Here is a 13,941-nt window from a genome sequence, read left to right on the forward strand (position 1 = left end):
TAATGTTGAAGGGGAATCATAACACTATATTAATTTTTTGTAGGGCTTTTAGTAATACAAAGAGTCTAGTTTCGCAACAAATCAAACTAAACACACAATGAAAAAAATCTATTTATTATTAATGTTGCTGTTTTTAGCCGTTTCAGGTTATGCTCAAAAGGCCATAATTTCCGGAAAAGTGCTGGATGCAGACGACAAACTTCCTTTGCCGGGAGCAATGGTACAGATCGTAGGCGAAAACAAATACACCGTTTCTGACTACAATGGTCGTTTCGAATTATTAAATATTAATGCCGGAACTTATAAAGTTGAAGTAAAATATATTGGATATACTGCAATTACTCATGAAATCACAGTAGAACAAGGCAAAAATAATGTTGTAGATTTTGCTCTTAAAGCTTCTGGAACAGAGCTGAATGAAGTTGTGGTTGGAGACATTTTAAAAGGTCAGGCCAAAGCACTGAATCAACAAAAAAACAATAAAAATATCGGAAACGTAATTTCATCAGATCAAATGGGTCGTTTTCCTGATGCCAACGTTGGAGACGCTTTAAAACGTGTTCCAGGTATCACAATGCAAAATGATCAGGGTGAAGCTCGTAATATCATTATTAGAGGTTTAGCGCCTTCTTTAAACTCGGTTACTTTAAATGGAGACCGTATTCCATCTGCAGAAGGAGACAACAGAAACGTACAAATGGACTTAATTCCATCTGATATGATTTCGACTATCGAAGTAAACAAAACTCTGACTTCAGACATGGATGCGGATGCTATTGGTGGTTCTGTAAATTTAGTTACAAGAGCAACTCCAAATGGTGAGAGAATCTCTGCAACTCTTGCGGGAGGTTATTTACCAATACGCGAACATGCGAGCTATACTGCTGGATTAGTTTATGGTAATCGCTTTTTCGACAATAAGTTAGGAGCTGTTTTCAGCGGTTCGTATAATAATGTAGATTACGGATCTGATAACATCGAAAACGAATGGGTTAAAGATGAATTTGGAAATGAATATTTACAAGCATCAGAAATTAGAAAATATGACGTACAGCGTATTCGCCGCAGTGGATCTATTGCTTTAGATTATAAATTTAACGAAAACAATACTATTTTTGCCAATGCTATTTACAATTGGAGAGACGATAGAGAAAACCGTTTTAGAACTACTTACGATGATATAGAACCAATTTATAATGGTGAAGAAATTACTGGTTTTGAAGGCCGCGTAAAACGTCAGACAAAAGGTGGTCTTGATAACAACCGCAACAAAAACAGAAGACTTGAAGATCAACGCGTACAGAATTATTCTATTCGCGGAGAGCATTTAATCAATTCTTCTTTAGATTTAGACTGGTCCGCAAACTATGCAAAAGCAAGAGAATACCGTCCGGGAGAACGTTACATCGAATACCGTCAAAAAGGACTGGAAATGTTCGAAGATTTATCTGATCCTAGATTTCCTTTAATGACAACGGTTGGAGAATCTGTTGATAAATTCAAATTTGATTCGGTTACCGAAAATACAGATGAAACAAGCGAAAGTGAATTTGGTGCTAAAGTAAACATCCGTTTTCCATTCTCTGTAATAGCTGGAGAAAAAGGAAGACTTAGAACAGGTCTTAGACTTCGTTTGAAAGAAAAAGAAAGAAATAACAACTTCTTTTCTTATGAGCCAATCAACGACGGAATGGAATTATTATCTCAAATTCCAACAAGTTATTATGATGGAAAAAACTTTAATCCGGGAAGTAAATATGTACCGGGAACATTTGCTTCGGCTAATTTCTTAGGAAGTTTAGATTTAAACAATCCTGCTTTATTTGATAAAGAAACAGATCCTGCAGAATATTTAGCTGTAAACTACAATGCCAAAGAAAATATTTATGCCGCTTATGTAAGATGGGATCAGGATTTTAACGATAAACTTTCTATGGTTTTAGGTTTCCGTATGGAAAATACACACATCGATTATACTGGAAACCGCGTTTTAGATGAAGAAGAATTAGAGAATAAAATCAACACCACAAACTCTTATACTAATTTATTGCCAAGTATCTCTTTTCAATATAACGCTACTAAAGATTTAGTTTTAAGAGCTGCTGCTACAACAGCTCTGGCAAGACCAAATTATTATGCATTAGCACCTTATGTAAACAATATTGCAGCCGATAAAGAAATTACAGCCGGAAATCCAGATCTTGATGCTACGTATTCATACAATTATGATTTCATGGCCGAGAATTATTTCAAATCGGTTGGTTTAATTTCTGGAGGTGTTTTCTACAAAAGATTAAATGATTTCATTTACAATTACAGCGATAACCAATACGACAGCGTAAAATTTGCCAACGATTTTCCTACTCAGGCAAACCCAATTCCGGTTGGAGAAAAATGGTCGTTTTTACAATCAAGAAACGGAGATACGGTTGATGTTTACGGATTTGAAGTTGCTTTTCAGCGTCAGTTAGATTTTCTTCCTGGTAAATTCTTAAAAGGTTTTGCGGTTTATTTAAACTATACTTACACAAAATCTAAAGCAAAAGGTATTGCCGATGAAGATGGAAACGAAAGAAAAAATATCAGTCTTCCGGGAACTACGCCTCACATGTTTAATGGATCTTTATCTTGGGAAAACAAACGTTTTTCTGCCAGAATCTCAACCAACTTTACCTCTGATTATTTAGATGAATTAGGTTCTGAATCTTATAAAGACAGTTATTATGACAAACAGTTTTTCTTAGATGCAAATGCTGCTTTCAAAATTACTCCAAAACTTCGTCTTTTTGCCGAAGCAAATAACTTAACTAATCAGCCGTTACGTTACTATCAAGGAGTTGCAGCTCATACAAAACAAGCAGAATATTACCAGGCTCGTTACAATTTTGGATTGAAACTAGACTTGTAAAATCAATTATAAAAACGACTAAATTAGACAGGACTTTGCGGTTCTGTCTAATTCATTTAAAATAATATACCCAAAATGAAAAATAAATCGATACTTGCTTTTTTACTTTTAAGCCTTTCTTTTACAGCTTGTAAAGACGATAAATTAGCTCCAGTTCAGCCAAACGCCGTAAAACCAACAACTGTTACTGAAGCCTTGCCTCACGATACAGACGATCCTTCGATCTGGATTCACCCAACAGATGCTTCAAAAAGTATTATTGTGGGAACAGATAAAGATACTGATGGCGCTTTGTATGCTTTTGATTTAAATGGAAAAATCCTTAAAAAATCTATTGTTTTAAAACGTCCAAACAATGTTGATATCGCTTACGGATTATTTATCGACGGAAAAAAAGTAGATATTGCGGTTACAACAGAACGCGAAACCAATAAAATCAGAATCTTTAGTTTGCCTGATTTAGAACCAATTGATAATGGCGGTATTCCTGTTTTTGAAGGAGATTCAGAACGCGATCCAATGGGAGTTGCTTTATACACCCGTTCAAGCGATCAGAAGATTTTTGCCATCGTGGGAAGAAAAACAGGACCAACCGGAAGTTATTTATGGCAATATGAGCTTTCTGGAAGCGGAAAATTCGCTGCTGCAAAAGTGGTTCGCAAATTTGGAACTTACAGCGGAAAGAAAGAAATCGAAGCTATTGCCGTTGATAACGAATTAGAAAATGTTTATTACTGCGACGAACAAGTCGGAATTAGAAAATACAAAGCCGATCCTGCTTTAAACGATAATAAAGAACTGGCTTTCTTTGGTCAGAAAGATTTCAAAGCAGATCACGAAGGAATTGCGATTTACAAAAAAACAGATTCTACCGGATATATTCTGGTTTCAAACCAACAAGCAAATTCTTTTATGGTTTATCCGAGAGAAGGTGCCAAAGGCAATCCAAATCAATATCCGTTATTAGCCGAAGTTCCAACCTCAACAATTGAATGCGATGGTGCCGATGTTACAAACATGAACTTAGGCCCAAAATACAAAAACGGACTTTTCGTAGCCATGAGCAACGGAATGACGTTTCATTACTACACCTGGGATTTGATCCAGAAACGTATTGACGAACAGGGTAAGTAAGTTTGCAGTCGCAGTATTCAGTATTCAGTATTCAGTCGCAGTATTCAGTCACAGTGGTCAGTTTTCAGTTTTCAAACTAACTGTAGACTGAGACTGAAAACCGTAAACTAAAAATTGTCGGGCTGAGCGAAGTCGAAGCCCTTCTCAACATAAAAGCCCTTCGACTTCGCTCAGGGTGACACTGTAAACCGAGACTGAATACTGAGACTGAATACTGCGACTGAATACTGAGACTGTAAACTGAGACTGTAAACTGAATACTAAAAAAAAGCTGTTCATAACTGAACAGCTTTTTCTCTTTGAATTAGTAATTGCCCTTTATTCTGTAATCGGTGCGCCAGCCAAGATTTCGGCATTGGCAAACTCTTCAAATTTGGCAAAATTAGCTTTGAATTTCTGAGCTAATTCTAACGCTTTTTTATCGTATAAATCTTTGTCTTCCCAAGTATTTCTAGGATTTAAAATTTCCTCAGGAACATTTGGACAAGATTGTGGTTTTGCAATTCCAAATACTGCGTGGTTTTGGTATTCTACATTATCCAGTTCTCCGTTTAATGCAGCTGTAATCATAGCACGAGTGTATTTTAATTTCATACGACTTCCTGTTCCGTATGCACCGCCTGTCCAGCCTGTATTGATTAACCAAACTTTTACATCAGCATCTTTCATTTTTTTGCTTAACATTTCAGCATATTTTGTTGGATGTAATGGCATGAAAGGCGCTCCAAAACAAGCAGAGAAATTAGGCTGCGGCTCTGTAACTCCAGCTTCTGTTCCTGCTACTTTTGCTGTGTATCCAGAAATAAAATGGTAAGCAGCCTGCCCAGGAGTTAATCTTGAAATTGGAGGCAGAATTCCGAAAGAATCTGCTGTTAGGAAAAATATATTTTTTGGGTTATGCCCAATAGAACCCGGCTGAATATTATCAATATGTGTTATTGGGTAACTTACACGTGTATTTTGAGTAATCGAAACATCATCAAAATCAACTTCATTAGTTCCCGCTTTGAAAACTACATTTTCTAAAAGCGCTCCTTTTTTGATCGCTCTAAAAATGTCCGGTTCATTTTCTTCTGTTAAGTTAATTACTTTAGCATAACATCCGCCTTCAAAGTTAAAAACAGTGTTTTCGCCTGTCCAGCCGTGTTCGTCGTCTCCAATTAATTTACGTTCCGGATCTGCAGATAAAGTTGTTTTTCCTGTTCCGGATAATCCAAAGAAAATAGCTGTATCTCCATCTTTACCAACATTGGCACTGCAATGCATTGGTAATGTATTTTCAAAAACCGGTAAAATGAAGTTTAAAGCAGAGAAAATTCCTTTTTTCATTTCCCCTGTATAACCTGTTCCGCCAATTAAAGCGATTTTTTTAGTAAAATCTAAAATAGCAAAGTTAGACTGGCGTGTTCCGTCTACAGCAGGATCTGCCATAAAACTTGGCGCACAAACTACTGTCCACTCTGGTGTAAAGTTTGCCAATTCAGACTCTTCTGGTCTTAAGAACATATTGTAGCAAAACAAATTTGACCAGGCTGTTTCTGTAACAACGCGAACGTTTAGTCTATAATTAGGATCTGAACAAACATAAGAATCACGAACAAAAACCTCTTTGTTCGATAAAAATGCTGTTACCTTATTGTATAATTTCTCAAAAGCTTCTGGTGCAAAAGGGATATTTACATTTCCCCACCATACCTTATCTTCTGTAATGCTGTCTTTTACAATGAAACGATCTTGTGGAGAACGTCCTGTAAATTCACCTGTATTAATTGCCAAAGCACCTGTAGAGGCCTCAACACCTTGTCCTGACTGCACCGTTATCGCATGCAATTCATCTGCTGATAACTGGTAACGAACCGTTGCATTTTCTATTCCTAATTCTTTTAACGAAATCGATTGCGCGAAAAGTGTGTTATTGTCCATAAATTTAATGTTGTGTGTGTTATTTTTTTGGTGCAACAATGTATAATTTTACTAATACCCAAACGTAAAGCTCAAGTTTGCAAATTGTTATATTATTTATCAAAGCAGATAAAAAGCAATAAAAATTCACATAAGTAACCTTATATGTTAATTATGAGACAAAATTAAAGATTAATTTTTACACAGAATTTTTTTTTCGAGATTTTATGATTTTTTCCTCAAAATAGTAAGAAATAATACCGCCCAGGCAATAATTAATAAGAAACCACCCAAAGGTGTTGCGAATACGATAATTTTGAAATCGAAAAGTGTAAGACTTTTTGTAGCTAATAAATAGATCGATCCGCTAAAGAGAACTACACCGGCAACAACCAAATTATAGATTGTTTTTACGGTTTTCTCAGCGATATCTTTTCGGGTAGAAAGAAAAAGTAAAAAAAGAGCATGATACATTTGGTAACGAACACCAACTTCAAAAGTGTTTAACTCCTCTATAGACAAATATTTTTTTAGCAAATGTGCTCCAAAAGCACCAAAAATAATAGCTAACATTCCTATAAAGGCACCAGTTAAAACAATTCTTCTTTTCATATTTTCTAAACTTTTAAATTTAAACAAAAATACTTCATCCCATTCAATTTTCATTTTAGTTTTTGAAATATTTCACCTTTAAAAGCAATATTTTTTAGGAAGTTTATTGCGTATCGAATTATCATTTTTAAAATTATATTTGTTATATTTATAACATTTTAATATGTTTGTGTTAAATATTAGAATTATGAGAAGCGTTTTAATAATTGGAGCAGGCAGATCAGCATCGTCGCTGATTCGCTATTTGCTTGCAAAATCAGAAACCGAAAACCTGCATATTGTTGTAGCTGATTTATCTTTGGCTTTGGCCGAGAAAAAAACTCAGAAACATCCAAACGCGACTCCAATTGCTTTAGATATTTTTAATACCGAAGAAAGACGAGCTGCAATAGAAAAAGCCACGATTGTGATTTCGATGCTTCCGGCACATTTACATATCGAAATTGCAAAAGACTGCCTTCAATTTAAAAAACACCTTGTAACGGCTTCTTATATAAGTGATGCGATGCAGGCTCTTAATGAAGACGCTAAGAGAAATAACTTGATTTTCATGAACGAAATTGGCCTCGATCCCGGAATCGATCACATGAGTGCGATGAAAGTTATAGACGAGATTCGGGAAAAAGGTGGTAATATGCTGCTGTTCGAATCCTTTTGCGGCGGTTTGGTTGCACCGGAATACGATAACAATTTATGGAATTATAAATTTACCTGGGCACCAAGAAATGTAGTTTTGGCCGGACAAGGAGGCGCTGCTAAGTTTATTCAGGAAGGTACTTATAAATATATACCTTACAGCGCTTTGTTTCGCCGTACAGAATTTCTGGAAGTGGAAGGTTACGGAAAATTCGAAGCGTATTCAAACCGGGATTCTCTTAAATACAGATCGATTTATGGTTTAGATGATGTCTTGACTTTATATAGAGGAACAATTAGACGAGTTGGTTTTTCGAAAGCATGGAATATGTTTGTACAACTCGGAATGACGGATGACAGCTACGTAATGGAAGACTCTGAAAACATGAGTTACCGTCAGTTTGTGAATTCTTTTCTTCCGTATCACCCAACAGATTCTGTTGAAATTAAAACCAGATTGATTTTAAAAATTGATCAGGACGATATTATGTGGGATAAACTTTTGGAACTGGATTTATTTAATCCTGACAAAAAAGTAAATCTGCCGAATGCGACTCCCGCTCAAATTTTAGAAAAAATCTTAACCGACAGCTGGGCTCTGGAACCTGAAGACAAAGACATGATCGTAATGTATCATAAATTTGGATACGAGCTAAACGGCGAAAAGAAACAAATTGACTCAAAAATGGTTTGTATTGGCGACGATCAAACTTATACGGCAATGGCAAAAACGGTAGGACTTCCGGTTGCAATGGCTACTTTACTTATTTTAAACGGAAAAATCACCACTCCGGGCGTTCAGCTTCCTATAAAAAAAGAAGTTTACGAGCCTATTTTAAAAGAATTAGAAGAGTATGGTGTAATTTTTAACGAACAAACCATGCCTTATTTTGGATACAATCCGGATTTGTTTTAGTCCAGATCAACTTTGATTTTTTAGAATTTTTTTTTTAGTTTATTTTTCCGCTTCCAGTTTTCCTGAAAGCGGATTTTTTTTCTTAAGGTTCAAAGAGGCAAAGGTTCAGAGGCACAAAGGTTTTTCTTCTTTGTCAAAGTTTTAAACTTTGACAAAGATTCTTAGAATAAACTCTTGAAAAATTTAGTCAATCTTTATGTTAGACGCACTGCAGTGCGTCTCTACCTTAAAAAAAAACTTTGTCCCTTTGTCTCACTGCACCTTTGTACCTTCCTCAAAAACCTTTGTACCTTTGTACCTCTGAACCTTTGAACCTTCCCAAAAAAACTTACTTATCAGCCTTAATAGTAATAGGCAATGTATAACTTACACGAACAGGCTGCCCGTTTTCAGTCGCAGGAATCCATTTTGGAGAAAGTTTTAAAACTCGGATTGCTTCCTCGGCTAAACCATATCCTAGATCTTTTGCAACCTTAATTTCAGATAAACTTCCGTCTTTTTCAACCATAAATTCCATTATTAATTTGCCATCAATTTGCTTTTTAGTTATTTCTGCCGGTATTTTAAAATTCTTACCCACGAACATATAAAACTGATTCATTCCGCCGGGAAATTGCGGTTCTTTTACACTCGTTGTATCATAGCTAATTTTATAATCTTCCTGATTTTTCAAATTATTACTCGATTGAGCAATGCTTTCGTTACTAAAAACAAATAACAATAAAATATAAACAGCACAAACTGTACAAACTTTGAATCCAATTTTAACTGGAGATTCTTTTTTGGTCATCATAAGTAAACGTTTTTTAGTTATTAAATAGTTGATATTACTGGCAAGTGCAATTGTCGATTTGTGTGATGCAAAATCAAGCAAAAGATTTTGATAACTTTTAACTTCGCCAAATTGCTTATTTACAGCTTCATCGGCTAAAAATTCGTGGTTCAGTTTAATAGCTTTTTCATAAAGAACAAATAGCGGATTAAACCAAAACAAAATTTGTAAAATTTCAATAAACAAAATATCCAGAGTGTGTTTTTGCTGTAAATGCGCTTTTTCATGCGCTATTAATTCTGATGGAATTTTACCGTTCTCAAAATCTTCCTGATTGATAAAAATGGCATTCCAAAATGAATGTGGTAAAACGCTCTCTTTTGTTAAAACAACTTTTTGACCGTTTACAAACTGCACTTTGCTTTTTTTCATTTTACGATAAAACGAAAACACATTTACTAAAAAACGAACAATTAAAATCATAGCGATAATAAGATACGCTATACGTAAAGCATACATTAAAATTTCATTGAAATTAAGCTTGTTTAAAACCTCTCTATTGCTCACAATCATAATTTCGTCTAGTTGAATCGTCTTTATTTGAGTTGAAAAAAGCGCTCCAATTGAAAACAACTGCAGCGGAATTATCAAACTAAAAACCAAACTTCCTAATAGGTAAGCGCGATTAAAACGAAACATTTTTTCGTTTTCTAACCAAAGTTTATATACTGCATAAAACACTAAAAGCAGCAATCCCGATTTTAAAAGATAGGTTGTCATTTTTTCTTTTTTTGAATTTCTGAATCGATTATTTTTTTAAGATCTTCTAATTCCGAAGCCGACAAATTAGTTTCGGTTGTAAAAAACGAAGCAAATTGAGAAGCCGAATTATTAAAGAAATTACTAATCAGCCCTTTTACATGTTTGGCAAAATAGTCTGTTTTCTTTACCAGCGGATAATATTCTCTCGAATTTCCAAATTCGTTATACGCCACAAATTTCTTGTCAATCATTCGTTTCAAAAGCGTTGCTACGGTTGTTGTTGCCGGTTTCGGCTCCGGGTACGCTTCGAGCAAATCTTTCATAAAAGCCTTTTCAAGCTTCCATAAATGCTCCATTAATTGCTCTTCTGAGTTTGATAGTTGTATCATGGTTTACTGTTTTTCAAGTTTTTCTGTTTCAGACAATTCTTTTTTATATTCCTCTAAATTCCATTCAATATTCATTTTTGCTGCATATTCGGCCATTGTGCCAAGTCCTACTTCTGCGCGCCTTTTGTCTACATTATCCGGATCTATCATTGGTGATATGCGAATTTTATTCGTCTTTTTATTCATTGAACTCTGACTGCCATAAATTTGCTTTTTTCCTTCTCTCAATGCTACTCTATCTTCTAAATACGCTAGATTTCCCGGATTTGCATTCCCATTTTTAACCGCCTCTCTCATCATAGGCAGATACTTTTGCTGGTATTCTAAATCAGAATGCTGAATTACCAGAAACAACGTCTGATTTCCTTGTGTTCCCACTACATTTTTTCCTACCCAGCCTTTTTCGTCCAGTATTTTTATAACCTTAATAAGATTAATACTGTCTTTTCTCCCCATAATTTTACCAATGCTGTCTATTTTCTTTTTATCAGGTTTAGAAGCTCTATAAACGTTCATAAATTCTCCGCGAATTTCCTGATCATCGGTATAAATTTGGGCAAGTTCTTTTTCCAGAACCTTATCATAATTTGCGCCAATGATATCTAATTTCTTTTGCAGTTTTTCAATTGTTTTATTCCAATTTTTTTCTGAGTGCAAAGGCTTTAAATCATTGTCAATTTTAATATGAGCAATATTCTCGTATCCGTTATCTATAGAAAGATGCAGCCATTTAAATGCTTTTTTATTTTCTTTTGCCATAGCCGCAGAACAGCCCGCGTTGTATAAGTCATGATAATCTTTCTGTTCTATTTTAAAAGCTTTTTCATAATAGGAAACCGACAATTCATAGTTTTTTACCGTGTAGCAAGAATCTGCTTTTCGAACCCAATCTTTATAAGTTTGAGCTTGCATTAAACCAATATTCATTGTGATAAAAAAGAAAGCAATTAGTTTTTTCATAGACTTATTTAATTAGTGGTTATTTTCTACATTTATAGACATTGCTCTACAAATGTAGAATTAATTTTCAATTTTGCAAATATTTTTTTAAGATTCTGATATTCCAAGACTTAAAAATTCTTAAAATCGAAATTTTCTTTATTTACCCCTATATGCGTTAGGGATTGAGGCGGTATCCTTTTATGCAGCGGAGCGGAATAAAAGATATAGCCGAAAGCCCGACCGAAGGCAACGCCCAAAAAAAAATCCGCTCATTTCTGAACGGATTCTGCATTTTAAAAATGTTGTTGAAAATTTAACCGCAAAGAGCGCAAAGTTTTTTCTGGTTAAGTTTATAAACACAAAGTTCGCAAAGCTATATGATAAAGCTTTGCGAACTTTGCGTAATTCTTAGCGCTATTTGCGGTTAAAAAACTTACTTAGAAAGCTCCACAAAATATTTGTAAAACAACGGAATAGTTTCAATTCCCTTTAAGTAATTAAAGATTCCGAAATGTTCGTTTGGCGAGTGAATTGCGTCGCTGTCTAAACCGAATCCCATCAGGATCGTTTTACTTTTTAATTCTTTCTCAAACAAAGCTACAATTGGAATACTTCCTCCAGAACGAACCGGAATTGCAGGAACTCCAAACGTTTCTGTATAGGCTTTATTTGCTGCCTGATACCCAATGCTGTCAATTGGTGTTACGTAACCTTGCCCACCGTGGTGAGGCGTTACTTTTACTGTAACTCCAGCCGGAGCAATACTTGTAAAATGTTTGGTGAAAAGCTCCGTAATCTCTTCCCATTCCTGGTTAGGAACCAAACGCATTGAGATTTTAGCAAAAGCTTTACTCGCAATAACCGTTTTTGCGCCTTCGCCTGTATAACCGCCCCAGATTCCGTTTACATCTAATGTAGGACGGATTGAGTTGCGCTCGTTTGTTACATATCCTTTTTCACCGTAAACATCGGCAATGTTTAAAGCATTTTTATATTTCTCTAAACTAAAAGGCGCTTTTGCCATTTCAGCTCTTTCTTCTGCAGATAATTCCTGAACTTTATCGTAGAATCCCGGAATGGTAATATGATTGTTTTCGTCGTGAAGAGAAGCAATCATTTTGGCCAAAATATTAATTGGATTCGCTACTGCTCCACCATATAAACCAGAATGCAAATCGCGGTTTGGTCCTGTAACTTCAACCTCAACATAACTCAAACCTCTTAAACCTGTCGTAATCGATGGTTGTTGGTTAGAAATCATTCCAGTATCTGAAATTAAGATCACGTCATTTTTTAGTTTTTCCTGATTGCGTTCTACGAACCAGGCTAAACTTGCCGAACCAACTTCTTCTTCTCCTTCGATCATGAATTTTACGTTACAAGGCAAAGCATTATTTTGCACCATATATTCAAGCGCTTTTACGTGCATGTACATCTGACCTTTGTCGTCACACGCTCCACGAGCGAAAATGGCGCCTTCTGGGTGAATATCTGTAGTTTTAATAACGGGTTCAAATGGCGGCGAAGTCCATAATTCTAATGGATCTGGCGGTTGAACATCATAGTGTCCGTAAACTAAAACCGTTGGAAGATTTGGGTCGATTATTTTTTCTCCATAAATAATTGGATAACCCGGAGTATCGCAAGTTTCGACAAAATCGCACCCTGCTTTAGATAAACTTTCTTTTACAGCCTCTGCTGTATCAATAACATCTTGAGAATATGCAGTGTCGGCACTTACCGACGGAATCTTTAATAATTCGATCAATTCATTGATAAACCGATCTTTATGTTGTTGAACGTAGGACTTAATATTTTCCATTTAAATTATTTTTATAGAAAACCAAAAGTACAAAAAAGAGAATTAAAAAAAATTTTGAAATTTTTCTTTGAATATTCGAAAGTATGCTTATCTTTGCACCCACAATTACGCGGATATGGTGAAATTGGTAGACATGCCAGACTTAGGATCTGGTGCCGCAAGGCGTGTAGGTTCGAGTCCTATTATCCGCACTAAACAAAACCCAGTTATCTGATTATTAGATAATTGGGTTTTGTCTTTTTAAGAGTTGCCAAACCATTGCCAAACTATTTCTATAAAGCAAAAAATGGAACACCTCTTGAATATTTTATTATATGATTTACTTGATATAAAATCAGAAATAGAATTAAAAAATAAAAAAGCATATAAAAGGCTTGACTGATGGCTAAAAAAAAGTATTTGGAATTAATCACAGACACCTTCGATAAATTCCAACCAATTGCAGATTTGACAGAGCAAAAAAAACATAAATTTCAAGAGGAAATTTTAAAAGCATTTAAAGCATTCAAAGCAAAAAAACCTTCACTTACAAAAACTAAATTTCTTAAGAATTGTAACATTGCAGTTGAAGCATTAAATGATTTTATTGAAACTACTATTGATTCATATAGTGAGATCGAAAATATTCCTTCAATAATTCCTTTATTAGGTAGCGCCATGAAAGATCCATCATCAGTGAGTGATTACGATGCATTCTGTGTTAACCTAACACCTTTACTGCCAAATGCCATAACCAAATTATGCATAAATGACATAGAATTTATTCAATCTGTTTTTAACAACATTAATTTAATCACAAGTCAACAAACTGAATTTTCAAATCTAACTGAATCACCAAATTTATCGGACACAACGGCTGTAACAAAAATAATATACTTAAAAGAATTAGGCATTCTTGATTTATTATTAGAACAGCATTGTTTCAAAACAAGTGTCAGAAATTTGGCTGTAGTATTAAGTAAAATTACTAAAGAAAAAACACATACTTTACAACCAATCTTAAATCCCTTGTTACATCCAGACTCTACAGCTCAAAAAAATAATCCGTACGAAAAAGATAATTCTAAAAAAGCTGAAAAAGTAAATCAAGTAAGAAATCAACTTAATGAACTGGGCGTTAAATTAAAATAGCCGTATCTTTTTTAG

At 34.8% G+C, this 13,941-nt stretch carries 10 protein-coding genes and 1 tRNA gene; 5 read left to right on the forward strand and 6 right to left on the reverse strand.

Annotated elements, in window-relative coordinates; all coding sequences use genetic code 11:
- Window positions 1-97 precede the first annotated feature (97 nt).
- Together AC1RRQ_RS06740 and AC1RRQ_RS06745 are read left to right on the forward strand one after the other, a co-directional pair.
- On the forward strand, window positions 98-2,908 hold the full coding sequence (locus tag AC1RRQ_RS06740; RefSeq protein ID WP_493022241.1) for a TonB-dependent receptor: 2,811 nt from the start codon (window positions 98-100) through the stop codon (window positions 2,906-2,908).
- A gap of 75 nt (window positions 2,909-2,983) precedes the next feature.
- On the forward strand, window positions 2,984-4,042 hold the full coding sequence (locus tag AC1RRQ_RS06745; protein WP_493022242.1) for a phytase: 1,059 nt from the start codon (window positions 2,984-2,986) through the stop codon (window positions 4,040-4,042).
- A gap of 318 nt (window positions 4,043-4,360) precedes the next feature.
- Here AC1RRQ_RS06745 and pckA read toward each other — a convergent pair whose 3' ends face one another.
- Window positions 4,361-5,965, reverse strand: coding sequence for a phosphoenolpyruvate carboxykinase (ATP) (gene pckA / locus AC1RRQ_RS06750; protein ID WP_493022243.1), 1,605 nt, complete (start codon window positions 5,963-5,965; stop codon window positions 4,361-4,363).
- Window positions 5,966-6,169: 204 nt separating this feature from the next.
- The gene (locus tag AC1RRQ_RS06755) at window positions 6,170-6,556 is read right to left on the reverse strand and encodes a DUF423 domain-containing protein (protein ID WP_493022244.1); all 387 of its coding nucleotides are present in this window, start codon (window positions 6,554-6,556) and stop codon (window positions 6,170-6,172) included.
- A gap of 187 nt (window positions 6,557-6,743) precedes the next feature.
- On the opposite strand from AC1RRQ_RS06755, the gene AC1RRQ_RS06760 reads away from it, so the two are divergent.
- Window positions 6,744-8,108 carry a saccharopine dehydrogenase family protein gene (locus AC1RRQ_RS06760; RefSeq protein WP_493022245.1) on the forward strand — a complete coding sequence of 455 codons (1,365 nt, stop codon included), beginning with the start codon at window positions 6,744-6,746 and terminating at the stop codon, window positions 8,106-8,108.
- 328 nt (window positions 8,109-8,436) lie between these two features.
- Here AC1RRQ_RS06760 and AC1RRQ_RS06765 read toward each other — a convergent pair whose 3' ends face one another.
- The 4 genes from AC1RRQ_RS06765 to AC1RRQ_RS06780 all read right to left on the reverse strand — a co-directional run bounded on the left by AC1RRQ_RS06765 (window position 8,437) and on the right by AC1RRQ_RS06780 (window position 12,795).
- Window positions 8,437-9,660 (reverse strand): M56 family metallopeptidase, encoded by a 1,224-nt coding sequence (locus tag AC1RRQ_RS06765; RefSeq protein WP_493022246.1) that lies wholly within the window; start codon window positions 9,658-9,660, stop codon window positions 8,437-8,439.
- Complete coding sequence (locus tag AC1RRQ_RS06770; RefSeq protein ID WP_253787085.1) at window positions 9,657-10,031, reverse strand: BlaI/MecI/CopY family transcriptional regulator; 375 nt, start codon at window positions 10,029-10,031, stop codon at window positions 9,657-9,659. Before AC1RRQ_RS06770 ends, AC1RRQ_RS06765 begins: the two co-directional genes overlap by 4 nt.
- A 3-nt stretch (window positions 10,032-10,034) precedes the next feature.
- Window positions 10,035-10,991, reverse strand: a complete 957-nt coding sequence (locus AC1RRQ_RS06775; RefSeq protein WP_493022247.1) for a DUF6624 domain-containing protein — start codon at window positions 10,989-10,991, stop codon at window positions 10,035-10,037.
- 415 nt (window positions 10,992-11,406) lie between these two features.
- Entirely contained in the window at window positions 11,407-12,795 is a 1,389-nt protein-coding gene (locus tag AC1RRQ_RS06780; protein WP_493022248.1) for a dipeptidase, read from the reverse strand.
- Window positions 12,796-12,904: 109 nt separating this feature from the next.
- Here AC1RRQ_RS06780 and AC1RRQ_RS06785 point away from each other — a divergent pair.
- Window positions 12,905-12,986: transfer RNA gene (locus AC1RRQ_RS06785), tRNA-Leu, on the forward strand.
- Between the two features lie 190 nt (window positions 12,987-13,176).
- Complete coding sequence (locus tag AC1RRQ_RS06790; protein WP_493022249.1) at window positions 13,177-13,926, forward strand: hypothetical protein; 750 nt, start codon at window positions 13,177-13,179, stop codon at window positions 13,924-13,926.
- The last annotated feature ends 15 nt before the right edge of the window (window positions 13,927-13,941 follow it).

The sequence above is a fragment of the Flavobacterium sp. GW821-FHT12A05 genome (genome assembly GCF_058807735.1).

Bases quoted from the DNA above. Each gene is read 5' to 3' on its own strand.
- AC1RRQ_RS06745 (WP_493022242.1), top strand. From the start codon at position 2,984: ATGAAAAATAAATCGATACTTGCTTTTTTACTTTTAAGCCTTTCTTTT.
- AC1RRQ_RS06775 (WP_493022247.1), bottom strand. From the start codon at position 10,991: ATGAAAAAACTAATTGCTTTCTTTTTTATCACAATGAATATTGGTTTA.
- AC1RRQ_RS06740 (WP_493022241.1), top strand. From the start codon at position 98: ATGAAAAAAATCTATTTATTATTAATGTTGCTGTTTTTAGCCGTTTCA.
- AC1RRQ_RS06780 (WP_493022248.1), bottom strand. From the start codon at position 12,795: ATGGAAAATATTAAGTCCTACGTTCAACAACATAAAGATCGGTTTATC.
- AC1RRQ_RS06790 (WP_493022249.1), top strand. From the start codon at position 13,177: ATGGCTAAAAAAAAGTATTTGGAATTAATCACAGACACCTTCGATAAA.
- AC1RRQ_RS06765 (WP_493022246.1), bottom strand. From the start codon at position 9,660: ATGACAACCTATCTTTTAAAATCGGGATTGCTGCTTTTAGTGTTTTAT.
- pckA (WP_493022243.1), bottom strand. From the start codon at position 5,965: ATGGACAATAACACACTTTTCGCGCAATCGATTTCGTTAAAAGAATTA.
- AC1RRQ_RS06770 (WP_253787085.1), bottom strand. From the start codon at position 10,031: ATGATACAACTATCAAACTCAGAAGAGCAATTAATGGAGCATTTATGG.
- AC1RRQ_RS06760 (WP_493022245.1), top strand. From the start codon at position 6,744: ATGAGAAGCGTTTTAATAATTGGAGCAGGCAGATCAGCATCGTCGCTG.
- AC1RRQ_RS06755 (WP_493022244.1), bottom strand. From the start codon at position 6,556: ATGAAAAGAAGAATTGTTTTAACTGGTGCCTTTATAGGAATGTTAGCT.